Raw genomic sequence first — 24,665 nt, 5'->3', positions numbered from 1 at the left:
TGCACTAATTATTTGTACATGCAGAAGCTCTTTATCCATCGCAATAACTATAATTCCGCCTGTCCACTATCGTAGATAAAATGCTGGTTACGTCCGTTTTCCTTGGCGTGGTATAGCGCTTTATCCGCTCTCGCGATTAATGCTCCAATGCCTTCATCCGCCATCATCATTTCTGCAATTCCAACCGATACAGTCACTTTAATATTATGACCTTCAAACTCAAATAATTGACCTTCAACCACATCAATTATGTTTTGCGCAACCGTCACAGCATCTTCAGAGGAGGTATTCTCTAACAAGATCGCAAACTCTTCTCCTCCAAAGCGAGCGAAGATATCGCTTTCACGCAATAACTGGCCAACAAGCAAAGTAAACTTAACCAAGACCTCGTCACCAGCCGCATGCCCGTATTCGTCATTGATATGCTTAAAGTGGTCCAAATCCAAAGCCAGAAGGGATAAGGGATGCTTATTGCGCAAGGCTAAAGCCCGATATTTTTCAGCCAGAACAAAGAACTTTCGACGATTATAGATTGAGGTAAGCGGGTCGGTACTCGCATAAAAACTTAGCTGCTGATTCGCCAACTCCAGTTCGTGAGTTCTCTCATGAACTTTCCGCTCTAACTCTCGATGGTAGCTTTGCTGCGCATCAACAAATTCCTGCTTCTGTTGCTGTAAGGTTTCGAGCATCTGGTTATAGCTATTCTCTAGAGACTGTAGCTCATCATCATGTTCCAGGCCAAGGTTAAGACGACGTTTATCAAGACTATCAAAATCCATACTATGCAATTCACCTACAAACTTTTGCATAGGTTTATAGAGCATTACTTTAAAGACCCATAAAAACAGGCACCAAAGAATAATACTTTTCATCAAAGCATTAATTGCAATAATTAAGAAGCCGAATTTCACACGATCAAATACCACCTGACTATCAGACAAAAAGGTTACTTTTGCCAAATAAACGTACTGATCGTTCAGGGTGCTTTGCAGAATGTCGAAGCTATATTCAAAGCTGCCTGCATCAACCTCCCCTACATTTAGACTTCCAGGAATAAGGGACTCTCCTTTTCCGTTCTCAATTTTCAAACCCGTCACGAAGGGCAACTGAAGAATTCCGTTAGCAATAGAAGAAAGTTGTTTCTCATTGACCGCCCAAAGTGCAGTGCGGAGCGCGGGTGTAAAGGTTCCTTCGATTTCCTTCAACTCAGATTTCACCACATCTTTTGTATGATGGTATTCCGAATAAGCATGAGCAAACGTCATGATAAGCGTAATGCTGAAATAGATAAGAAAAATGCGCTTTAGCAGCCGTAAAGCAATTGAATCAAATGAGAAAAGATTTGAAGCCATACCTACCCTGTACATCTCAAACTACATCGCACCGAGCGTAAACCAGAGGCGACTATTCAACAGAATTCTGTTCAGCCCCCTGTCCCTGATAAGGCCGCTAAATAAACCCTATTGAGTGTAGTTCAAAGACAGCTATTTTGTAAGATTTTTAAACCCTACAATGAAAGCGGTTAAGCAGAAGCGTTTTGGGCAGCCTCCTTCTACGCTACATTCGAAGGCTGTAGTTTAGTGCGACCGTAAAGGTCCACTCTGCACGGGTAGACTCTTTTGGAAAAGGTGGGAAAGTGTCGACCTTCTTTAGCGATGCCAGTGAAGCTTGTTTGAAGAGTTTATGTCCACGCGAGTCGATGACTTTAATGACTTTTAAATCGCCATTTGCCAAGAGCGTGAATTCAATCGTCACCTCACCCTCTCTACGCATTCTTTTGAGGCGCTTCGGATAAAATTTCTGTGCCTCAATAAGCTTAAACAGCTCCTGTTTATAGGCAAGTATCGATTCACCTTCTAAACCCAGGCTTTGCGCTTGCAAAACGGTTTCAGATGGAAAGCTAAAGTGTTCATTCTCTGATCGATTTTCTGGCTTTGGCTCTGGCTCTGGCTTTGGCTTTGGCTTTGGCTTTGGCTTTGGCTTTGGCTTTGGCTTTGGCTTTGCAGCAACATGGTGATGACTAATCACAAGCGCTGGACGCAGCAATGGCTTATCCACATTAACAGTATCTAGGCTAACACCACCAGACACGGTAAGAAAAACGGCCAACATCATTCCGCAATGAACAAGCACTGACACGATAACGGTAATACGTATAGGCTTGGAAGTTGTCATGGTGAATCGGTACTTTCCGGTGCAGAGTTCGCATGAATTAAAGCCAACCACTGTTCCAACATTGCTTTTGTCAACATGCCGCTATGTGCAACCCGCTGCCCGCGAGCGGAGTAAATATAGGCTCTGGGCAATTCACCATACCAGCCTGGATCGATGTTATAGCGAAGACGTTCAGGTAAATCGCCATTGAAAAGCCAATGCTCATACTCAAGAAGCGCTTCGTTTGCTATTAAAGCTTCAATATCTGTCTGGTATTCCATATCGTCCGTTGAAACTAGCAACAAGTGCTTATTCAGGCCTTGCCCTGTTAATTCCTTTAGAAGTTTTAATTCTTTTAGACAAGGAGGACACTCGATTGACCATAGCAGTAATATAAATGCCTCTCCCTTACGAGATTCTTCAATGGCAATCAGACTATCCGCTGAAAAGGGCTTTATATTCGCATTTGCCTGAAGCGAAGCGCTCCACCCTATAACTATTAAACCCCATATAAACACAGCTAGTTTTTTCACGCTTATCATTACTCTACCCTAATCCAGCGTAAGCCTTCAGCCTGTGTATGCCACATAGCATGAATTCGGCCCTTCACTTCAATCAGGTCAGGGTGATCTGAGTCATGAGTGGTACTTGCGATTACCTTTTCTTTTAGCCAGTCTTTTCCTAAGTTCACGGACTGACGTAAGATCAAATCGAGACCTTGTCCGTTGTAGCGTTTCCATAGTAGGAACACATTCGAATCTTGCACTATGACCTGTGGACGACTCGCACCTGGGAGTGAATCAATCGAAATTGTGTCTAAGGCCCTTCCTTCAGAAAAGTTATAGCGACCGTACACCAAACCTTTATGTTTATCCCCTTGTGTAAACCAGACAATATGTGCGCGGTCATCACGATCAAAAGACATATCAGGACCATGGTGAGGACAGCCTTCAATCACCCAGTTATCTATAGCCGCTTTAGCTGGATGAGCGTTCTGCATAGACTTCCAGTCTTTGACATAGGCAATAGCATGGTCTCGAATGCTGCCTGGGAATACATGCCGCCATAAGATCGCTACATCTTGGTTCGAATCATTTGCTAGGGCCAAACGACAACATTCACAACTATGATCAACCCACTTTTTATCGGGCTGAAAGCTAGCGCCTACATCGTCAGAGTAGGTGAAATATATCGATCCCCCTAAGTAGTCTTGATTCCTGTCACGAGCGGCTTTTTTATCTCGTTTATCAATCCAGAATAAATATAAACGCCCTGTACCATCCATCAGCATCGCATCAAAACGATGACCGATTAGTGCTTTGTCATTGTTGATCGTAATCGGTTCAGAAAAATTTTGACCGCCATCGAGTGAACGAGCAAAACGCACATCCCCCGAATAGCGCCCAGGCGTCTTATGCGTCCATGAGATAAAGATCTCTTGTTGTTTTCCCAACAGGATCTTTGGCCTATTCTCGCCATCATCATAAATCGCTTCAGGTCGCCGATTAACAGCAATAGGAGGCGTATAGCTGCGCCCTTCATCTGATGATGAAGATAAGTAGATATGGCCATTCTGAGAGAAGACCACATACACTTTATCCTTACCCTCGGCATACGATGGAGCGCGTCCACAATGCACAGATGGAAGTGCCATACCTTGACACTCAGGCAGCAAACTGTTTTTCATTGCTCCATGCTTTTTTGCTGCCTCTGCATCTTGGTTGCAGGTCAATAAGAGTGCAAGCAAAAGGCACAGTATGAAAAAAATACCTGAGCGTTCTTTAGTCATCATGTCTTAAAACCGATACTCAATACCTGCGAATAACTGACGCGGAGCCCCTGGTGTATACTTCTCTTTGCCGTAACTGAAGCTGGCATTTTCCGCATACACTTTATTCGACAGGTTATTAATCTTAGCGCTCAATTTGAGCTGTTCAGAAATTTTATATAGTGCTTTTAAGTGTGTAACCGTATAGCCGCCATATTTTTTAGTGTTATTGTCATCCATCCAATACTCACCAATATGCTCAAGCTCCAATGAAGTCGTCAAACCCTGCACCTTTTGAGGAGAATAGTTCAAACGTAAGTTAGCCAAACTGTTAGGCGCCTCAGCTTGCTCGTTATCGCCATAATCTTCATCGTTCACATACTCGTGCTCCGAGTAGCTATAAGCCAATCGTGCGGATAATTCCTCTGTTAAGGTCTGTAGTATTGATAACTCTGCCCCCTGATGCGTGGTCTCGCCACCATTTTCGTAGTAACGATCTCCATCAATGTTTTCTCGTCGAACAATTGAGTCATCAATCGTCATGTAATACAACGATAAATCGAGACGCTGATTTGTGGTTGCCAACTTATAACCCAGTTCATAGGTATCACTGACTTCCGGGTCTAAATCAAAATCAATATTGTCAGTTGTAAGCGCATACAAGCGAGAAGCTTGCGGTATTCGGAAACCGTTTGCATAGCGAACATAGATATTCTGACTATCATCAAGACGGAAACTAAAACTCAGTTTAGGACTTAAGTGATTGAATGAAGGGTCATTATCGCTCGATGCCCGCGCATAACTCGACGATGCATATTGCCCGTCAGATAGATTATTCGTGTAATCAAAACGGCTGGAGTCGTAGCGAAGGCCGGCTTCTACTGTTAAGTGATCAGTAACACTAAATGCAGCACTGGTATAGGGTGACACGGCGAAGTAATTCACGTCGTAGTCATAAATAGAGCCCTCAGCGACACTACTTCCCCAGCCACTGGGCACATAGTCAAAGGTTTGCTCATAGCTTCGACTAGACTTGGTATATTCAAGGTCGGCTCCAAAAGTCCAGCGGAGGCTATCTAGGCTATAGTCGGCTTTGAACATGAGGCCAAGCGTTTTTTGCTGGCTATCATTCTCAGGAAGGTTTCCCTGCCAAGTTGCTACATACTGGTTCCGGTTTGTTCTCAAGTACGCAATGGTACTCAGTTCAATCTCGTCATTAAGTAAGTGCGTCCATTCTGTACTCAAACGGGCAAAATCAAATTTTCGCTGAATATCCATCCCGGTAGCTAGTGCAGCTTCTATATCACCCACCGATTCTGTATCGTTTTTCAGCGCATCCAAACCAATTAAACTACCGGCCTGATCAGCCTCAGTAGTGTTTATTGCAAAGACTGTTTTCAGGCTATTGTTGTCATTCAAGGAAACAAAATGCGTAATATTCGCTTCACTTCGTTTTGAGCGAGTATGGTCTCGCCAGCCATCGTTTTCGCTATGCGATATATCAATGCCGACTGAAGAGTCATCACTCAAGCTTGCGCTTCCTGCTAGGCCTAAACGATAAAAGCCATGCGCACCAGCTTCAGTTTTGACGGTATAACCTTCTCTTAAGCTTGGGTCTTGGGAAATCACATTGATAGTACCTGCAACTGAATCGGAGCCGTACAATGCAGTCCCTGCCCCCTTCAAAACTTCTGCAGACCCTGCCGTACTAAAGTTGGTGTATGCCAAACCGTTATGGTTAAAGAAGCCAGAGGATTGTACCGGTATGCCATCCTGTAAAAACAAGTAATAAGGCCCTGTATTGGAAGGCATACGTATACTGGTTTTATGCCCCAAGGTTGAACCGGTCTGTATAATACGAACGCCTGCAATGCTATTAAACAAGTCTTTTTGGTAGTTAGCCTGGTCAAGATCAACAGAGCCTCTATCCTTAACGGCGATACTGGCGGGCACATCCAAGGTCAACTCTTCGTTTCTATTTGCTGTCACACTAATCGTATCTAGCTGCTCAACCGCTGGCTTTGCTTCCATGTCTGCAACAGCGGGAAGTGCATACAAAAGGCTAGCGCCCAAGAGACTACTACCAATACAAGTTTTCCCTGATAGCGAAATATTTCGAAAAGTTTGATTTACTCTCACACTAACACCCTCATTCAACCTCATCTATGATTCGATTGGAGGTGAGTATATCGATGAGGTTTTATGGAGGAAGTGACATTTTGTCGCACCTATTCGCCTTCTTTATCCAAGATTGATTCAGATCAATCTCGCAAGATAAGCAAAGTTAAGCAAGCAGGTGCGTTTGTCTTTATTTTTTTTCTATATAGGAGGCTAATAAATCGAAAAAAGATGCGTAGTCATTACACACAAAGCCCGCCCTTTCAGCATAATCAGGTAAGTGATCTTGAGCATATAAACAGGAATGCATGTTAGCATGTTCTGCTGCTAATAGGTCGTACAGATAATCACCCACATACACCGCCTCAGAAGGTTTGAGTTGCCACTCACGACATAGTTGCTGCAAGGCTCCTGGGTGAGGCTTTGCAGGGGCACACTCTCTGGTTAATATCGTGTCAACTTGTAGTCCCACTTGCTCTAACTTACGACGAGTTGCTTCTCTTGAATTTCGAGTCACTATCGCAGTTTTTAATGCTCCTATAGAAAGCTGTTCAAACAAACTTTCTACTCCAGGAAGCAGTTCAACTGATCGCGCATCGGCCATTTCGTGTTGATAAACAATGGCATTTGCCGCTTCTTTATCTTTGCCTTGCAGGGCATCGATGTAGGCCAAAATATCTTCGTCAGGCGGGCAACCCACATCTTTTCGCATTCGGTCAAAGTTGAGACTCGAGCTGACCAGCGTTCCATCAAGGTCAAAAATGATGGCTCTAATCTGTTCCGACACACACCGTGGAATTCTCCTCAAGCAACTCACTGACTCGCTCCATTTTGAAATCAAAGACTAAGAGCTAAGAGTGTACTGAAGATATATTCATAAGACCAAAGAAAACAAAAAGCGTGGCTCTCGCCACGCAAAAAACATCCTTGTCTAGCTTCACAACCAACAACTAGCATCCGATAAATCTGATGTCCTCAATTAATCGTCATCCTCACAGCGCTCTTCCATTCGCTTTAGCTTCTTCGATACCATCGCTTTAAGCTCGGCTTTCTGCTCCTCATTTAACACCGCGTGTACTTGCTGGCGAACACTCGCCATATTAAGGATACTAGCCTTAACTTTCTCAGCAGCACTTGTCGCCTGCTCTTCTGCTTGCTTCATATAATCGGCAGCGTCCGGGTCCAAAGACATCATGGCACGCATTTTCGGGAAGCCTTTTCTTTCCTTTCTGAGCTCTTTCATGGGAGCCAGAATTTCCTCAACCTGCACCTCTTGCTCTTCGCTTAAATCAAGACGCTTGAGCATTCTTTCCATTTTGTGGTTCATGCCATGCTCTTTATAGTGCGGCCCTGCTGTCGCAACCGCTGCAGACCCTGCGATGACCATCGCTAAACTCAAACCTAATAACTTCTTCTTAGTAAATAGACGATTACTCATGATTTCTTCCTCTCAATGATTTTTTTAATCGATTTGTTATCGACTGATAATCATTGTATTCATTGCTATGTAAATCGGGGTCTAGTAAACGTAAAGTCTCTGTAAAGATTAAATAGAAGGTAAAAAGCCTATGCTAGACTTCAAACAATTCCGTAAATCAATAAAGGTTTGATATGAGTGCCAATATATTACTCATTGAAGATGATACCGAGATCAGTGAGCTTCTAAGTAGCCTGCTAGTACAAGAAGGTTTCACCATGACCACGGCATTCGATGGCGTCGAAGGTGAACGCTTGGCTTTAAAAAGTCACTACGACGTTATCATTCTCGACATCATGCTGCCTAACAAAGATGGTTTAAGCGTGTTGCGTGATATACGCGGCCAAATCACTAGCCCAATATTAATGCTCACCGCAAAAGGTGATGAGCTAGACAGAATCATAGGCTTTGAGATGGGCGCCGACGACTACCTTCCCAAGCCATTTAACCCACGAGAGTTGGTGGCGCGAATCAAAGCATTGCTAAGACGCGTGGAGATCGACCAAGGCCAGACAACAAACCAGGCTAGTGAGCTGGTTTCAGACAAAATCAAGCTAAAACTAAAAACGCGTGAAGCCCTAATTGAGGGTGAAGAAATAGAACTTACCAGCAGTGAATTCAATATTCTGCACGCACTGATGCGCAACGCCAATGAAATTATGACCAAAGCCGAGCTAACCGAGCTTGCTTTAGGGCGAAAGCTAACACTCTATGATCGGGCCATTGATATGCATATGAGTAACCTGCGTAAGAAACTCGATAGCGAACACATCAAAACCATTCGTGGCAGTGGTTATTTATTCCAAGGTCAGGTGGAGACGCGTTAAGCATGACTCAATCCATCTTTAAACATCGCTTGTTTTGGAAGATTATTCTGATCTTCTGGCTAACCACCTTTGCGACCATTCTCGCCAATATCTGGATCACCAAAGAAATCGTCGTCAATGAATTCAAGGTCGAGCAAGTAAAAGACAAGATGCGCTCACTCGCACCCGAAGCAATAGAGGTATACGAGCAGCAAGGAGGCAAAGCCCTAAAACGCTGGTACCGAAAACTAGCCCGCCGCGAAGGCATACGCGTAGTGTTATTACATACTGACGAGACGCCGGTAATTCCACACCGAAAGCCAAGGTATCATGATGACGATGATGATGAGCATCACGATCACGATGACAAACCCTATCGAACACACTTGCTAAATTTGGCCGACCAACAAATATCCTCACCAAACGGGCAAAGTTATATCTTGCGAGTCATGCCTTCGCGCTATATACAGTCCCGCTTCAACCCAGAGTCTTTGCACGGCTATCGTCTACTGGCATCTTGTATCATCATATTATTAGGTTCACTGTGGATAGCACGCTCTATCGCCAAGCCTATTCGCGTGTTACATCAAGCCAGCCTTGAGATATCCCAAGGAAAGCTCGACATTCGCGTCAGTCAGGATGTTGGCAAACGCAAAGATGAACTAGGGCAACTCGCCACCGCATTCGACCAAATGGCTGATAAAGTATCTGACTTAATTAGCAGTCAGCAGCAACTTTTTCGTGATATTTCGCACGAAATAAGAACCCCACTCACTCGCCAAAAACTCGCGATTGAACTCGCCAGATCAGTTGATGACCCAGGCAAGTTGTTAGACAAAATCGAACACCAGAACCAGTGTATCGAAGAACTCATCAACCAACTGCTCACCTTAATGCAAACTGACAACCAGCAATTGACGCAGATGGAGAGCCTGCCCCTGTCACAACTCTTGGGCCGCATTACCGATGACGCAGAACTCGAACTAAAAGAAAAAAACCTGACACTAAAAACCGATTTACAAAGCGATGCGCTCATCAAAGGTGACGAGCCCTTGCTAACCCGGGCATTTGAAAACCTGCTAACAAACGCCATCAAATACAGCCCCAACGATGCCAACATCGAGCTCAAGCTCTATGAGGGCTCTGGCAATCTTCATATAGAGATTTTGGACGAAGGCCCCGGCATTCCAGAAGAAGAGCTCAAATCGATCCTCAAACCCTTCTACCGAGCTGACAAAAGCCGTAACCGAGGCACGGGAGGCTTTGGATTAGGTCTCGCTATTAGCTCGCAAATTATTAAGAAGCACAATGGTGTGATTGAGTTGAGTAATCGGGAGGTTAAGGGGCTTAGGGTTGTGGTTATTTTGCCGAAGAGTTGAGAAAGTTTTTAAGGGCCCGAAGGCCCTTTATGTAGCCTCTAGGCCCAAGCCGTCGCTATTGCTGTATCGACTTGGTTTTGCTCATCAGAATTCAGCGATATGCTGCCTCCTGAAGGAGCTCCGAACGAAGCCATCGCACTTACAAGCTGTTCAATATTAATAGCATCAATGGCTTGGCCACCCGCCTCAATTGAATCCAGCTTAAACTTATCTGCCTTGTACCAGTTATTAACTCGAACGTGGTCTTCACTTCCCAGCACATAAATATCGAGATGGTTGTTCGTCTTTTTGAACCATACATCATCGACATCACCTACACTTTCCAAACTAAGTTTGTCAGTATCAGTCGCGAAGTTATTTGAAGCGTTATTAATACGATCATAGCCATCACCAGTTTGGTAGTAATAGGTATCATGGCCTTTACCACCCACCAACAAATCGTTACCTTCATTCCCGTAAAGCTTATCAGAGCCATTAGCACCTTTTAGTGTATCTGCTCCCAAGCCGCCATATAGAGAGTCGGCACCGCCACCACCGTGTAGCGTGTCGTTGCCTTCATATCCATATAGAACGTCCTTTCCACCTTTGGCTGCGAGGTTATCGTTATTATTTCCACCCTCTAAAGTTTCTGCAGCACCAGTTCCAACAATAGTAATTGGATCATCCTCAGTTGAGTTTACAGTTACTGCGACGGTTGAATTGGCGACTCCACCATTACCGTCCGAAACTTCGTAGGTGATTGAATCTTCTCCTACGAAATTAGCGCTAGGCGTATATGAGATAGTTCCATCACCATTGATAGCTACGACACCGCTAATCGCCGCAGCAGCCACAACAGATAAACTATCACCATCAATATCACTATCGTTCACAAGAACATCGATAACAACTGCCGTATCTTCATCAGTAACAGCTGTATCAGATATTGATACCGGCGCATCATTTTCAGGGTTGACCGTGACGGATACCGATGAGGTCGCCGTGCCACCGTTACCGTCTGAGACCTCATAGCTAATGCTATCAAGACCATTAAAGTCTGAATTTGGCGCATAACTTAGTGTGCCATCGCCATTTATCGCAACTGCACCGTTTGACGCTGATGCTGAGCTAATGCTCAAACTATCTCCGTCGATATCGCCATCATTCGCTAACACATCAATGGTGACAGAAGCATCTTCCTGCGTTACAGCGGTATCGACTACAGCAACTGGTACATCATTTTCGGGGTTAACCGTGACGGATACCGACGAGGCCCCCGTGCCACCGTTACCGTCTGAGATTTCATAGCTAATGCTATCTAAGCCGTTGAAATCTGCATTAGGTGTATAGTTCAGTGTGCCATCGCCATTAATCACAACAGCACCATTTGACGCTGATGCAGAGCTAATGCTCAAACTATCTCCGTCGATATCACCATCATTCGCTAACACATTAATGGTGACAGACGTATCCTCCTGTGTTGCTGCCGCATCTGCAACAGCAACAGGCGCATCATTTTCAGGGTTCACTGTGACAGAGACTGACGAGGTCATGGTGCCACCGTTACCGTCTGAGATTTCATAGCTGATGCTATCTAAACCATTGAAATCTGCATTAGGCGAGTAGCTCAGCGTTCCATCGCCATTAATTACAACAGCACCACTTACCGCTGATGCAGAGCTAACGCTCAAACTATCACCATCGATATCGCTGTCATTCGCTAACACATCAATCGTGACTGACGTATCTTCCTGCGTTGCAGCCGTATCGAATACAGCAACAGGCGCATCGTTTTCGGGGTTAACCGTGACGAATACCGATGAGGCCGCGGTGCTACCGTTACCATCTGAGACTTCATAGCTGATGCTATCTAAACCGTTGAAATCTGCATTAGGTGTGTAGTTCAGCGTTCCATCACCATTGATGAGAACCGAACCATACGAGGCTGAAGCAGAGCTAATGCTCAGACTATCACCATCGATATCGCTGTCATTGGCTAACACATCAATGATAATGGAAGTATCTTCCTCGGTGTTTGCTGTATCCGCTAGAGCGGTAGGTTCGCTATTGCTCGAACTACTCTCGTCAGTCGCTAATGACTCAATATGATCGATTGAATGTGTGATATCCAAATCATCGAAATACACTACTACTTTTCGTTCCGGTGACTCATACCAGTCTTTAACGGTTATCTGATCAGACGTTCCGATAATAGAAACCACGAGGTCATTGCCTTGCTTTGCATAAGCCACATCCGACTCATTAACCTGGTAAAGCCATATCTCATTATAGTCGCTTCCAGTATTGTAAATGACATCTTGACCAAAACCAGGGTCGAAATCATAGTCATCTTCACCCGAACCGCCGTACAAAGTATCGTTCCCAGCACCGCCAACTAAGATATCGTCGCCACCTTCACCATACAGAGTATCATCGCCTTCAAAACCTGCGATCCAGTCATCACCAGCACCACCTAAAAGTGTATCAGCCTGACTAGTTCCCTCAATATCTTGATCAACCGGAGCGTTAGCCAACATGTCTGTGATGTCGTTTTGATTCCAAACTGTCCCGTCAGCAAAACGAATTTCGTCAACGGGTGCGGTTTCACCTATGCCCTGCCCTTGGTATGTCAAAGGTTCAAAATAATCTGCCAACGTGACGACATAGCCATTATTTCCGATTTCTAATTCGAGACCATAACCATTAGCATAAAAATTAATATCGTCGGGAGAGATGCCTTCCATAAACTCCAGTACATCAAAGTCACTTGCGCTTCCACCTGGCCCCCCTGAAAAGCTAGCGCCATAATGACCCGCTTCAGAGCCGTTGTAGATAAAGGTGTTTACGCTGTTTATACCGACACGATAGGTATCATCACCATCACCGCCAAACATAAAAGCACGACCATCATAATTGTCGTTGCTCATATTTCTCGACTCCAAAATGTCATCCCCTTCGTTACCAAATAGCAAACCGTCACCGATTATCAAATCGCCACCACTACTACCCACTAACTCATCAGAACCACCAAAGCCAACGATGATATCTCGCCCCCAAGACCCATAAACGACTTCTTGGTCTCCAGTACCCTCAATAAAATCGTCATCATTCGTACCGATATAATCGCCACTCCCGTTAGGTTGATCTACAACGTTAAATCCTGCTGGAGCTTGCCCATCGTATGAGAGCGGAAGGTCTTCAACGTTTGCCTGAACATACGCAGATTCCCAGACAGTATTATCGGCAAAGCGTATTTCATCAATTACGCCACTTGGGATTCCTGAGTCGAAATAGTTCGAGACAATGACATTCTCACCCGTTTCAAAAGAGATCATTAAATCATCACCACTTTGGTGAAGCGCAGCATTTTGTGCGCTTAAATCATTCGCTATTTCAATGATGTTAAAGTCTTCTGAAAAATCAGAAATACGAGATACTCCAGAACCTGCGTAGATACGATATACATCGCCCCCAAAGCCGCCCATTAGACGATCATTCCCTTTGCCACTAATCAGGGTATCTTGGCCGTCTCCACCATAAAGTTCATCATCACCTGCGCCCCCGTCTAAAACGTCATGCCCCTCTCCGCCTCGAAGAATGTCATTATTTGCTTTGCCATATAGCTGATCATTCCCGGCACCGCCTTCAAGTTCATCAAATATTGCGGCATCATCCGTGCCGTAAATTAGATCGTCACCCTCAGTGCCTAAAGCATAATTCCAAGATTCCGTTTCGTTACTCCTAATTACGACATAACCTGAACCATTATAGTAACCACCAGAAATATCAATGACCTCGCCTATCGTATCGGTAATTTCGACCTCGGTGTCATTCACAAGCAAGTGATCAAGTTGATAGCGCCAATTTCCATAGTCTCTATCAAAATGCAAACTGACCTCAACAGACCAGTCCAAAGCCTCGCCAGCGCTAATAAATAGTGAGTGTCGACCTTTCATTCTAAATTCAATGTCACTTGCGTCGATATCACCCTGAATGTTTAGCGTATTTAAGCCACCACCGAATACCACTTCATCATGGCCTTCACCCACATTCATACTAACGGTATCATCGCCATCGCCGGCATTAAGGTAATCATTCCCGGCACCGCCATTCAACTCATCATTGCCCTCACCACCATAGAGCCAATCATTACCAGAATTACCAAACAATTGGTCAGCGCCCGAATAACCTAGCAACGAGTCGTCACCTTGCCCACCGCTGAGGTGGTCGTTGCCTTGACCTCCGAAAATGCTGTCATTCCCTGCCAAACCATCAATTTCGTCATCAGCATCACCTGCAACAAAATAGTCGTCACCTTCGGTAATAGAATTAATGATCAAAGCATAGATATCTGTTTCAGCCCATTCGGAACCATCAGAAAACTCGAAAGTAGATACTTGGCCGGTACTGGTCGTATCGTCACTAGAGTTTGAAAAGTAACGTGCGACAGTAAGAGTTTCACCTGTAGATTTGACAGTAATAAGCAGGTGGTCACGATAACTATTATGGGTATCCTTAACACGCTCTAACTCGAGATCATTCGCTTGAATTGACTCATCAAACATGACGGTATTACTCCCGACAAGGCTTGAATTACTATCAAAGTCGATAATGTCATGACCGGACCCAATGCCGTATAAATACGTATCATTGCCTAAACCACCTGTTAGGGAATCGTCCCCCGCACCACCATCTAAAGTATCATTGCCGGTACCTCCATTTAAGGTGTCGCGCCCTTCTCCGCCTAAGAGTATGTCATCACCGTCCAAGCCATTTAGATTATCATCTCCCGCCAATCCACTTAGCGTATCAGCGTCAGCTGTCCCCTGAATGGTATCGTTGCCCGCTGTTGCCTCAAATGTTTTAGTTCGAAGCTCAGAATCTGACCATGTTGACGAAGTTGCATCAAATTGAATCGAGAGACTTGTTCTCTGGCTTGGATCCGTATCGAAAAAGCCAAAGACTTCGATTGTTTCTCCGCTGGCAGTCAGGGTTATGATCAAATCATCGTCGCTATTCACCAGGTCTATTTCACTTGGGTCAACCGTCTCGGAAAATATGAGTAGATGAGACGCTTCAGCACCTTCTGCACGAATTTGATCATTCCCATCTCCCAAAGCATAGTGATAGATATTATGGCCCGCACCTCCGTATAAATAGTCATCGCCATTACCGCCAATTAAGGTGTCATCACCATCATTTCCATATAATGTGTCTTGCCCATCCCCCCCATTTAGCTCATCACTCCCTTGGTTTCCAGACAATATGTCATTACCTTCATCACCGAAGAATTGGTCATTCCCCTCTTGACCTGTGATCGTATCATTGCCCGCAAGCCCGCTAATGACCTCACCTTCTGCACTCGCTTGAACGACATCGTCATACGGTGTTGCAGCCTGAATTCGGCTTCGCACTTCATCGCTGTCCCATGAAGTACCGTCGGAAAAGTTAATCGCTGTTAAGGCGTAATTAGGGTCATCTTCTTTAAAGAAGCTTTCAACGACGATGCTGTCATCATTGCCAAGAACAAGCTTTAGATCATCACCACTTCGTGTCACATAGCTGGTCTGGGCAGCAATCGACTCATCGAAAACAAGGACATCTTGTCGACCTTCAGTTTCATCATAGGTCGAGATATAGTCAGCACCATCACCCAGGCTATACAGGTAGGTATCATTTCCTGCTCCGCCAAAAATGACATCGTCTCCTTCTCCTCCTGCAATAACGTCATCACCGACATCACCATACAGATAATCATCCCCACTATTGCCATTGATTGCGTCGTTATCATCACCACCATAGACATAATCCTGGCCGTCTCCGGCATCAATAGTGTCGGCACCACTGAACCCATAATAGTGCTTCGAGCCTACGCCGTCCGAGGTGATATGGTCATCACTATCCGTTCCTAGGTTAGTTCCATTGGACAAGTTGTCGACAATGAGAGATAAACTTGAACCATCAGCAAATCGAGCTTCACGGATGTACGAGAAAGTCGTCTGCGACATAGCGATCACATCACTTTCATTCGAGCCATAATTTATCTTAATAAAACTGTCGCTTGTAGGATCTTGAGAAGAAGGTCTCGCATAGGTATAAATATCGCCAGCATTCAAACCACCCTCAAAAGCTAGGATATTGATGCCTTGGGTATCAGTAATATAGATCGTACCGTCACCGGGCTTCACGATAAAGGTATCATTACCCGCGCCTCCGTCTAAGCGGTCTGTACCCGAGCCTCCAGATAAAACGTCATCACCTTTTCCACCCTGGATCTGGTCATTACCTGCGCCGCCATATAATTGATCATCACCTTCACCGCCGTAAAGCCAGTCATGCTGCTCCCCGCCATTAAGACGGTCATTCCCTTCGTCGCCATAGAGAACATCACTACCTTCATCACCATTAATTGTGTCGGAGCCCGTTCCCCCATAAAGCCAGTCAGTCTCACTCCCACCATGAAGCGTATCATTTCCACCATTGCCGTATATTGTATCGACGCCAGCACCGCCTTTTAGGGTATCGTTACCGCTCCATTCTTCTTGGAATTCGACATAATCATCAGCCGTAATTAAGCGCTCTACACCCTCCTTATTGGTATAAGACAGATACTGACCTTCAGCTGTGAAAAAGCCATTGTCGTTGGATTTATCACCTTCGATGTAGTCATCTCCATCACCACCGTCAATCGTATCATCACCCGCTTCACCCAAGATGATATCGTCCCCCTGACCACCATCAATGGTATCGTTATAGCTCAGGCTTTCATCCAGACGGTCAATATGATCTGTGATGGTAAAGATGCGAATATCACCACCTAAACCAGGCTCAGTATAGCGAACACGGTTACCGGCGGAGTCTCCCATAATAAAATCATTGTCGGCACCACCATCAATAACGTCATTACCTTCGCCACCATATATTTGCTCCTCGCCCGCACCACCCGATAGTATGTCGGTGTACTTGCCTGAAGAGATTCGGTCATTTCCGGCCCCCCCGTCGACGATATCTACATCACCGACATCAGTTCCGGCTTCATTGAGCACTTCGCCCGTTTCAGCATCAATATTTATGTAAGGGCCATTGCCAAAGATGAAGTCGATACCTTCTCCACCCGACAAGGTATCGGACCCACTGCCGCCAACCAAGGTATCATTACCCGTTCCGCCAACAAGGTTATCTTTACCAGCATGACCGAATAGCTCGTCGTTACCTTCGCCACCGAGCAGGTCATCATCACCTAGATTACCTTTCAGTACGTCATCTTCTACACCGCCTTTTAGATAATCATTGCCATGACTGCCCCAGAACTCCCAGTCATTGCCGGCGTATCCATCGTTATATAAGTCAGCATCATATAAGCTGGCATCATAGAAAATATTATCTTCAATAGTAGCCGTTCCACCTCTACTGGGAGCCCAGTTGTTAACACCATCGTAGTTATGGCCTGAACCGACGACGATGTCTCCACCTGCGGGGCTTGGTTCAGGTTCGTTGTTTTCAACATTAATACCGAAGCGGGAAAAGTCTGATTGAGCGATGACGTCGACAATATCCCCATTAGCGCCTACGGCTCTAAAGCCTGACACAGTGAGTTGATAGCGATAGGGATCGTTTTCATCTAATGCGTTTTTATATGAGTCTTCTGTACCAGAAACTTTTTCTAGAGCAGTGATGGTTCGACCACCAATTATGAGGGTGTTTATTCCTTCAGTATCTTCAATCCTGTCGTAGCCGTGACCTTGTGTGAAGTGGTAGGTATCGTTGTCTGCTCCGCCGACTAAGAAATCGTTTCCAGTGCCGCCGTGAAGGTGGTCGTTTCCTTTTCCGCCATCTAGAACATCTTCGCCCTCTCTGCCAAATAAAATGTCATCACCGCCATTTCCATATAGGTGATCATGATACTCTCCGCCCTCTAATCCAGAAGTATCATTGTCTTCTGTCCCGAAAGTATATGTATTTACCTTATCTGCGAAGAGGTAGTTTTTAGCTATATCTCCAGTTTGCAAGTCCTTAAAAAGTGCGTATTCAGTCCCCAAGCCGTCCCCATATGGAAGGTTCTCTCGGTTTTGTGAAAGTGTTAGCTCATAAAAATTAAGCCTATCAACCCAATAGGGTTCGGAATAAGTATCTTTAGCATAGCGATCTGATTCCCTGATTTCCGAAGAAACAGCACTTGCCAGTTCAGGGCCCATTAGGATGAATGGCAGATTATTGATCACACTATATCGGGCTAATCGGGCGTCCAGATCAAAGTAACCGGATTGATTAAGCCAGTGCTCTAATTGCTCTCTATCCACTCCTCTAGCATCAGCAACAGTCGAAAAGTGTATGCCCTGACTCAACAGCGTATGATGGAAGTCAATATACCCCTTAAGACCATCTTCTACATTTTCACCTAATATATCCGCTACAGCTTGAAAAACCTCAGAGTATCTTTGAGCTTCGTGAGGAGCGCTGCCCTCTAGTATATGATTAACTTCCACACGACTAATAGTCCCTCCTTCCATCCCCCCCTGATCATTGAGTCTGCCACCGCTAAGTATCGAAAACAGACTAAACGCTAAGGCATCCTTTGCCGGTGTTGTCGCGTCCGGCTGATCATTGTTTGCATTTAAATACTCTAGATAAGAAGCCGTTAATTGGGAACCCGCTTCGAGGAGGAGGGGAAGTCTAGAAAAGTTAAGTCCTGTAGAGAGAGCCCCTATTGCCGCACCAAGCCCGAATACTGTCACCGCTCTCTCAGTCGGGTCAGTTACATCAAGTACCGTTTCTGCAACGTTATCCAGAACCCAATCTCTTAATTCCGTATATTCACTTGATTTAAGGGGGAAGGCCTCAATCAAGGAAATTCCTGGTAATATAGTAAATAATCTCGCCATCGCCTCCATTTCACTGATTTCTTGATCACCACCACCCAATAGGCCATTTGTTCCAGAGCTCAAAGCTTGAACTAACGGCAAAATATCATCCAAATTAAAATAGTGATGGTTGGCTTGAGAATCTATTAATACACTGCCATCCTTCATCTGTAGCTCAATGGTTGCTAAGGAATGAGCATCGAGGAAGAACTCTGCTTCAGTTGATGAGCTAAGTTGATAGTTAGATGTCTGACCTCCGACATGCTCAGAGAGCTGGACGACTAGATCTGAGGGTTCATAATAGTGATAGATATCTGCGTCTGCGAGGAGGTCTTTATCATAATCAGAATGTTTCGAATCTAGACTAGCTTCTCCACCTAAACCATTGAAGGTTAATAGGTCTATTTGATTAGCTGCTAGTTTTCCCTCGCTCACTATTTCGTAAGCAGCATACTGCGCCAAAGCTCCACCAAGACTATGGCCAGTTACAGTCAGTGTGGCAATATCACCAACGTCGAAGTTAATATCATTAAACATTTCAAATATTTGTTGTCGTACACTCTCCCATTGACCGTAGCCCAGGCTGGATACATTCTGATACCAATCTTGGGAACCTTCAGTACCTGCAAAAGCCAATACATAATTTCCCGTACCATCTGAATAAAGGGCCGCTTTAAGTCCCGTTTGTTCTATTGTCCAGATCCCATTCTCAACAAACTCATAACCAAGATGCTTAAGAAACCCACCCCCTGCATCTAACTCATAAGCGCCTTTTGCTGCATAAAATGCTAACTCGAATTCTTCCCTTTCTATCATCAGTCATCTCCTTTGACTTGTTATCACTATCTAAACGTCCTTATCAATATTTTTCGTTTCAAAATAGGCACACACATTGAATAATTTGAGGTGTTGCCTGTACTCCTTATTCTTAATCGGCCTATACCCTCCAGAACCATAAACAACCCGACATCCATCAGGAGCTGTGCTAACTCCACGCCCCCCTACCATATCTATTGGCAACTCTTGCTCTGGTGTTACTAAATAATACAAAGCCCAAGGAGCTCCCTTACCGCTGCCGTGCTGCTCAACAAATAAACCAACATTAGTAGGCGCTATAACAGACGAACCAGCCTTAGACCAAGGACCTAAACAATAGTCCTTTACCTTTAGCGTCCAATCTTTACGACCTAACCACCAAACGCCAACTCCAGGACATGGTTTATACTGCGTCATATAAGAAAAATACCCATCAAAATATGGATAGTACAATGCAGTACCATTAATTGAATTAACAACATCAGGCTCGGAACTTAGTTCTTTGTAGCTAACACCATCTGCATTAACTAACTCTACACTGTCAAACTTCTCTCCAGTCGAACTTAACTTCACTATGAACCCATCTTCCCTTAACAGTTCCCTGATTCCTTTGCGCTGTTTAGATTTACCTGGCCTCGAGTAGTATCCACACCTAACGGCTGAACGTAATCGTCCATTCAGTTCAGAACCTCGCCGAGAAACAATCTTAAAATTTCTAGGTTGATATTCGAACTCTAGCGGCTCTGAAGAAGGCCATGAAGAGACAAATAGAGTGTCATTGGAAAAGCAATATCGACGGAGCTTCCTCTTTTGACTTTGGGTATCTACCAATTTCGTATAAGAGCCATCCGTAACATTCACAAGGTATAAAGCTTTTTCGTTTTCAATCTCTGCCATGGTGACTATTTCATTGTCACTTACCCAGTAGATGCCTCCGTGTCCTGACCGTGCACTCCATCCGAATTGATCAACCTTGATATCCTCAAACTCAGTAAAGAAGCTGTCATCAGGTAAATACTGAACATCTGTGCTGTAATAGCGAGACAACTCCAAAGTTCCATAAATACCAATTGGTGCGATTGATAAGATCGTTATTTTCTTAAGCCATTTAAGTAATACTCTTAACATTTACCAGACCTCCTACCCAAGCCGACAGAACTAGCCTCCAACAAAAGCACTAAGCCCAACCCAAATCCCAACAAAAAATAAAATCATAAGAGATAAAACCAGAAGAATGGTGTACACAATTGATGCCTTAAAAGCCTTCCAATAGCTTTCCCTAAAAATCCATTTAGCAAGCAACACCTCTGTCGCAAAGCCAATCAGTGCACTCAAATTTGAATAGTTTTCCACGTAGAGGCCTATAGGCTGCTCCATGCCGTAAATGACTTGGGTCGTTGCAACATAAAGCACCTGGAAAACCACTCCAAGCAGAATCAAGAGCACCCAGAAGTAGGCATACTCTTTGAATATGGCGTTTTCAAAAACGATTACCTTCTTGGTCACCCAAGCATAAAGAACGGGCGCTAATATAATTGCTAGCAAACCAACGACAAGATAGGTGAGAAATGCGACTAATATACCCATATTTTCTTCCTTAAAATTTTCAATTCATTCCGTTATCGGTCGTTAATACTAAGCCACCGCAGCGACTAAGCGTTCAAGCTCTTTGATTCGACTCGCCTTTTGCTTAACGAGTATTTCTTCGTGAATCTTTAATACAATACTTTTTAAGAGTTCCGTTGTGGTTTCTATCTGAGCCCTAGCTTTAAGCACCTCTATCTCTTCAGCCACGTAACGCCCTTTTAGTGATATTCTTTTATTCGCTCGACCTTTTGCCAAATCACTCTTAAGCAAAGGTAGTAAATCCTTGGGCGCAATCGAGTTCTCATAAAAAGCATGAATGTAGTATTTAATCAGGCTAGGAATAAAATCAGCACTAGCTCCGAGACTATCGCTAGCCAAGTTTAGGACATCAACTAAGTGAGAGGGCACTCGGCCTTCCACTGATTTACGCTGCTTATCTAACTGCTTCTTAATAGCTGGAGTAGATTGATGAGGAATCGCAGCAACACTATCGCAGGCATCACAAACACCCGCCAATATGTTCTTAACACTACCACTGTCATCACTAAAGGGGACGTCTCTCAACTTAAACGTGGAATTTTGTACTGACTCACAGGTATGACAAAGAACCTTTCCCACATCACCCTCTTTTAATATTTTCATAACTGGCCTCATTGATGCACACTTATAAACACAGCATTTGGTTCTATAAAAAACCACTTTATATACCATGACTGGCGCCGATACCGAGTCTTAATAAGGTGCACATTTATACTTTGATCTTTATGATGCGGACTGACCTCGTAGTCGTCTCCTCGAGTATGCTTAATGATTTCTGCTAGCTCTTCGATCGAAACATCACCTACTTCCAACAAGTTCTTAATCTCGATATTGTTTCTGGCTTCATGCAAAACATTTCCATCATATATACATTGCAGGATCCGCTTTTTAACGTCCTTGAACTTATTCATTGCCCCCTCACAGAATAATTGTACGACATTATACGTACCTATATCAATTCCTGGTATCTGTGTCTGAAAAGCTGTCAGACCTACTTCCCAGGCCTACCCGATCCTCTATTCTCGACTCTTCGACCCATACGCCTTTCAATCTCATCTACAAACTTTCCTGTGCCTGTTAGTTGACACCGCTCCACTGCGACTCCTAAATCATTCTTTGCTTCAATCAAGACCTCCAAATAGTGCTGGTCATCTTCATCACACAAAAACGCTGCCGTCTTATCATGTCCTCGCTGGACAATATGATGAGGGCAGCTTGACACTATCAGGCGCTTTCCTCTCGGCATAGCTCACCTCCTTGTTTGCTATACAGACTGAATCAAAAGACTTCACATCTATTTTCTGTATTTAAAAATTAAATGTGACACCTTTTTCTTCAAAGGATCGATAGAATAAAAAAGTTACTTGCGAGCTGGAGTTGTAGGTACAACCATTATGGGAAATTAGTTATAGCAGATGCAGGTCAACAAAGAGATAAACAAACCTATTAAGTAATTCTCAAAATTACCCATTCAAAGTGCGCAGAGCATATTCTGGGTCTTTGTCTAGCAAACGAAGCAAAGCTCTCGCGGGACCTGTTGGATAACGCCGCCCCTGTTCCCAATTTTCTAATGTACGCTTACTGACACCAATGAGTCCTGCGAAACGGGTTTGAGATAAGCCAATTTTTTCACGAATCGCCTTAACTTCAGGCTCTTCAAATTTAAAGTTACGCGATGTGCCCGCTTTACCTTCAACTATATCATCCATTTCCTGAACGCTCGCCAGCAGTTCACTAAAGTCATTATCTTTCATATCATTTACCACCTCTCTACAATGGTTTTTAATATCGCCAATTGATCTGAAGTTAAGCTTTCTTGTTTACCCTTTGGATAAACATACAGCATACGAATTTGTTCATCGCTTACCACCCAATAGTAAATAACTCGCACACCACCACTTTTACCTGCAGACTTAAGCTTCCAACGGATCTTACGCAAACCTCCAGAACCTCTAATCAGGTCACCAAGGTCAGGCCGATTAACCAGCGTTTCTTGTAGCTCTCGATATTGTTCATCAGGCATCAATTGCTTAATGAGTTTGGTAAATACGCTTGTTTCAATAATAACCATAAACACAACTATACGCCACTGACGTATTCTGACATTAAATTAAACAGATTAAAATATAAGATGCCTATAACGACTACCTCTCTCCCAAACTCTCCTGCTTATACCTCAACAAAGGCGACAAGAAATACTCAATCAACCGCCTCTTCCCCGTCTTCACTTCAGCCGTCACCGACATCCCAGGCGACAGCTTCACTTCTCTACCTTCTACCACTAATTGCTCTTTGGCCAGGGCCACACGAGCACTATAGACCAAGCCCAAATTCTCATCTTGTATCGCATCGTCAGAAATGCTCTTAATCTCTGCATCAATCAAACCGTACTTGGTGAAGTTAAAGGTATCGACTTTGACTTCAGCTTTCTGCCCTTCTTGCACAAAACCGATGTCTTTATTAAGAATCATCACGTCCACTTCCATTTTGCTTTGGTCCGGTACAATCACCAAGAGTGCTTGGGCGGGTGTGACTACGCCTCCAATAGTATGGACTGCTAATTGCTGCACTTGACCATCTATTGGTGAAACGATTGCTTGTTGCTGGTTTCTCTGTTTTGCTTTGACGAGTTCTTGCTTTAGGCCTTCTAATCTCAGTTCAAATTCTTGCTTTTGCGAGAGCGTTGCTAACTGCTGTTCTGCCAGTAATGAGTGGGTTTGTTTTTCGATGGCAAGTATTGAGCTATCCAGTTGCTTGAATCGGGCTTGTTGTACTTTCAAGTCTTGTTCTTGTTCGATTAGCTCTTGCTTGAGTTCTAGGTATGGAAGCTTTGAGCCGTAGTCTTTTCGGTGGAGTTGTTCGAGCGCATCGACTCGTTCGGCCAGTACGGGTATGACTCTTTCTTTTTTCGTTGCTTCCGCTTCGACCATTTGTTGTTCTGCTTGGAGCTTTTGTCTTTCAACTTCCAGGGATGAGAGCTTGGCGTTAAGTTCGGTTTTCTGTTGTACGAGAAGGTTTTGGTGGCTCGTCGATTTTAACGGGGCCAAAGCCTGCGAACCTACTCCCTTTAAAACTAAACTCAGCCAATGATCGAAGTGCGATAGCCTTTCAATATTCATTGATAGTTCGGCAATCTCATGCGCTAAACGATCTACATCAGCCTGTGTTTGAGTGCTGTCTAGCGTTATGAGCGGCTCACCTTGTTTGACGCTTTGCCCTTCTCTGACGTGAATCGCTTTAATCTTACCGGCTTCTAAGGGCTGAATATGTTTGATGTGTTCGCTTGGAATCACTTTACCTTGCGCAACCGCAACAATATCAATTTTACCAAAGTAAGCCCAGATACAGGCAATGGTGAATAGTATTACGATTGCCCAGATAATGGCTCTGCCTGCTGATGAGGCTGGGGTTTGTTCTACTTCAATGGCAGCCGGTAAGAACTGGTACAGTTCTTTATGCGAGACTGACTGATCTTTATGAAGGAAAGCAAACAGCCCTTTCTTTGTTTTTTCTTCAGAGACATCACCCACAGGGAGTTGAATTGAGGAGCTCATTCCACACCTCCATCTGTTTCACTTTCCATCTGATTAGCTGTGGATGTTTTCGGCTTGGAGACTATCTTCGCCTTAGGTAAATTCATCGCTAGTTTATTCGTGGGCTTAGCTGTTTTACCTTCGTCTT

Annotated in this window: 18 protein-coding genes; 2 read left to right on the top strand and 16 right to left on the bottom strand. The window is 44.4% G+C overall.

Annotation, left to right across the window (positions count from 1 at the left end; translation table 11 throughout):
- Positions 1-47 precede the first annotated feature (47 nt).
- The 7 genes from A3763_RS04810 to A3763_RS04780 all read right to left on the bottom strand — a co-directional run bounded on the left by A3763_RS04810 (position 48) and on the right by A3763_RS04780 (position 7,478).
- A complete protein-coding gene (locus A3763_RS04810; protein WP_068511178.1) occupies positions 48-1,352 on the bottom strand; it encodes a GGDEF domain-containing protein in 1,305 nt (434 codons plus the stop codon).
- 205 nt (positions 1,353-1,557) lie between these two features.
- Positions 1,558-2,175 carry an energy transducer TonB gene (locus A3763_RS04805; protein WP_068633851.1) on the bottom strand — a complete coding sequence of 206 codons (618 nt, stop codon included), beginning with the start codon at positions 2,173-2,175 and terminating at the stop codon, positions 1,558-1,560.
- On the bottom strand, positions 2,172-2,696 hold the full coding sequence (locus A3763_RS04800; protein WP_068511183.1) for a hypothetical protein: 525 nt from the start codon (positions 2,694-2,696) through the stop codon (positions 2,172-2,174). The genes A3763_RS04805 and A3763_RS04800 overlap by 4 nt, the downstream gene beginning before the upstream one ends.
- Positions 2,696-3,946, bottom strand: a complete 1,251-nt coding sequence (locus tag A3763_RS04795) for a sialidase family protein (RefSeq protein WP_068553848.1) — start codon at positions 3,944-3,946, stop codon at positions 2,696-2,698. Before A3763_RS04795 ends, A3763_RS04800 begins: the two co-directional genes overlap by 1 nt.
- A gap of 3 nt (positions 3,947-3,949) precedes the next feature.
- The gene (locus A3763_RS04790; protein ID WP_197469959.1) at positions 3,950-6,061 is read right to left on the bottom strand and encodes a TonB-dependent receptor; all 2,112 of its coding nucleotides are present in this window, start codon (positions 6,059-6,061) and stop codon (positions 3,950-3,952) included.
- Between the two features lie 169 nt (positions 6,062-6,230).
- A complete protein-coding gene (locus tag A3763_RS04785; RefSeq protein WP_068508120.1) occupies positions 6,231-6,827 on the bottom strand; it encodes an HAD family hydrolase in 597 nt (198 codons plus the stop codon).
- Between the two features lie 192 nt (positions 6,828-7,019).
- Positions 7,020-7,478 (bottom strand): Spy/CpxP family protein refolding chaperone, encoded by a 459-nt coding sequence (locus tag A3763_RS04780; RefSeq protein WP_068508122.1) that lies wholly within the window; start codon positions 7,476-7,478, stop codon positions 7,020-7,022.
- 173 nt (positions 7,479-7,651) lie between these two features.
- On the opposite strand from A3763_RS04780, the gene A3763_RS04775 reads away from it, so the two are divergent.
- Together A3763_RS04775 and A3763_RS04770 are read left to right on the top strand one after the other, a co-directional pair.
- Positions 7,652-8,344: a response regulator gene (locus A3763_RS04775; RefSeq protein WP_068508125.1), complete on the top strand. Its 693-nt coding sequence runs from the start codon at positions 7,652-7,654 to the stop codon at positions 8,342-8,344.
- Positions 8,345-8,346: 2 nt separating this feature from the next.
- A complete protein-coding gene (locus tag A3763_RS04770) occupies positions 8,347-9,702 on the top strand; it encodes a cell wall metabolism sensor histidine kinase WalK (RefSeq protein WP_068508127.1) in 1,356 nt (451 codons plus the stop codon).
- Between the two features lie 38 nt (positions 9,703-9,740).
- On the opposite strand, the gene A3763_RS29450 is transcribed toward A3763_RS04770, so the two are convergent.
- The 9 genes from A3763_RS29450 to A3763_RS04725 form a co-directional block, all read right to left on the bottom strand.
- Positions 9,741-19,358: a tandem-95 repeat protein gene (locus A3763_RS29450; RefSeq protein ID WP_068508129.1), complete on the bottom strand. Its 9,618-nt coding sequence runs from the start codon at positions 19,356-19,358 to the stop codon at positions 9,741-9,743.
- 30 nt (positions 19,359-19,388) lie between these two features.
- Positions 19,389-20,486, bottom strand: a complete 1,098-nt coding sequence (locus A3763_RS04760) for a hypothetical protein (protein WP_068508131.1) — start codon at positions 20,484-20,486, stop codon at positions 19,389-19,391.
- Positions 20,487-20,516: 30 nt separating this feature from the next.
- A complete protein-coding gene (locus A3763_RS04755; protein ID WP_068508133.1) occupies positions 20,517-20,945 on the bottom strand; it encodes a hypothetical protein in 429 nt (142 codons plus the stop codon).
- Positions 20,946-20,993: 48 nt separating this feature from the next.
- A complete protein-coding gene (locus tag A3763_RS04750) occupies positions 20,994-21,587 on the bottom strand; it encodes a hypothetical protein (protein WP_068508134.1) in 594 nt (197 codons plus the stop codon).
- Positions 21,588-21,595: 8 nt separating this feature from the next.
- Positions 21,596-21,895 carry a hypothetical protein gene (locus tag A3763_RS04745; RefSeq protein WP_068508136.1) on the bottom strand — a complete coding sequence of 100 codons (300 nt, stop codon included), beginning with the start codon at positions 21,893-21,895 and terminating at the stop codon, positions 21,596-21,598.
- A gap of 80 nt (positions 21,896-21,975) precedes the next feature.
- Positions 21,976-22,230, bottom strand: a complete 255-nt coding sequence (locus A3763_RS04740) for a hypothetical protein (protein ID WP_068508138.1) — start codon at positions 22,228-22,230, stop codon at positions 21,976-21,978.
- Between the two features lie 217 nt (positions 22,231-22,447).
- Positions 22,448-22,738 (bottom strand): DNA-binding transcriptional regulator, encoded by a 291-nt coding sequence (locus A3763_RS04735; protein ID WP_068508141.1) that lies wholly within the window; start codon positions 22,736-22,738, stop codon positions 22,448-22,450.
- A gap of 5 nt (positions 22,739-22,743) precedes the next feature.
- Positions 22,744-23,055 carry a hypothetical protein gene (locus A3763_RS04730; protein WP_068508142.1) on the bottom strand — a complete coding sequence of 104 codons (312 nt, stop codon included), beginning with the start codon at positions 23,053-23,055 and terminating at the stop codon, positions 22,744-22,746.
- 73 nt (positions 23,056-23,128) lie between these two features.
- Positions 23,129-24,538, bottom strand: coding sequence for an HlyD family type I secretion periplasmic adaptor subunit (locus tag A3763_RS04725; RefSeq protein WP_082880383.1), 1,410 nt, complete (start codon positions 24,536-24,538; stop codon positions 23,129-23,131).
- Positions 24,539-24,665 lie beyond the last annotated feature (127 nt).

It is taken from the genome of Oleiphilus sp. HI0128, assembly GCF_001635365.1.
Note: the sequence above shows the minus strand (reverse complement) of the source record. Positions and strands in the feature narration are given on the sequence as shown.

What these genes read in the sequence shown, in the direction of transcription:
- A3763_RS04810 (WP_068511178.1), bottom strand. Translation starts at nt 1,352, where the DNA reads ATGGCTTCAAATCTTTTCTCATTTGATTCAATTGCTTTACGGCTGCTA.
- A3763_RS04805 (WP_068633851.1), bottom strand. Translation starts at nt 2,175, where the DNA reads ATGACAACTTCCAAGCCTATACGTATTACCGTTATCGTGTCAGTGCTT.
- A3763_RS04800 (WP_068511183.1), bottom strand. Translation starts at nt 2,696, where the DNA reads ATGATAAGCGTGAAAAAACTAGCTGTGTTTATATGGGGTTTAATAGTT.
- A3763_RS04795 (WP_068553848.1), bottom strand. Translation starts at nt 3,946, where the DNA reads ATGATGACTAAAGAACGCTCAGGTATTTTTTTCATACTGTGCCTTTTG.
- A3763_RS04780 (WP_068508122.1), bottom strand. Translation starts at nt 7,478, where the DNA reads ATGAGTAATCGTCTATTTACTAAGAAGAAGTTATTAGGTTTGAGTTTA.
- A3763_RS04775 (WP_068508125.1), top strand. Translation starts at nt 7,652, where the DNA reads ATGAGTGCCAATATATTACTCATTGAAGATGATACCGAGATCAGTGAG.
- A3763_RS04770 (WP_068508127.1), top strand. Translation starts at nt 8,347, where the DNA reads ATGACTCAATCCATCTTTAAACATCGCTTGTTTTGGAAGATTATTCTG.
- A3763_RS29450 (WP_068508129.1), bottom strand. Translation starts at nt 19,358, where the DNA reads ATGATAGAAAGGGAAGAATTCGAGTTAGCATTTTATGCAGCAAAAGGC.
- A3763_RS04760 (WP_068508131.1), bottom strand. Translation starts at nt 20,486, where the DNA reads ATGTTAAGAGTATTACTTAAATGGCTTAAGAAAATAACGATCTTATCA.
- A3763_RS04755 (WP_068508133.1), bottom strand. Translation starts at nt 20,945, where the DNA reads ATGGGTATATTAGTCGCATTTCTCACCTATCTTGTCGTTGGTTTGCTA.
- A3763_RS04750 (WP_068508134.1), bottom strand. Translation starts at nt 21,587, where the DNA reads ATGAAAATATTAAAAGAGGGTGATGTGGGAAAGGTTCTTTGTCATACC.
- A3763_RS04745 (WP_068508136.1), bottom strand. Translation starts at nt 21,895, where the DNA reads ATGAATAAGTTCAAGGACGTTAAAAAGCGGATCCTGCAATGTATATAT.
- A3763_RS04740 (WP_068508138.1), bottom strand. Translation starts at nt 22,230, where the DNA reads ATGCCGAGAGGAAAGCGCCTGATAGTGTCAAGCTGCCCTCATCATATT.
- A3763_RS04735 (WP_068508141.1), bottom strand. Translation starts at nt 22,738, where the DNA reads ATGAAAGATAATGACTTTAGTGAACTGCTGGCGAGCGTTCAGGAAATG.
- A3763_RS04730 (WP_068508142.1), bottom strand. Translation starts at nt 23,055, where the DNA reads ATGGTTATTATTGAAACAAGCGTATTTACCAAACTCATTAAGCAATTG.
- A3763_RS04725 (WP_082880383.1), bottom strand. Translation starts at nt 24,538, where the DNA reads ATGAGCTCCTCAATTCAACTCCCTGTGGGTGATGTCTCTGAAGAAAAA.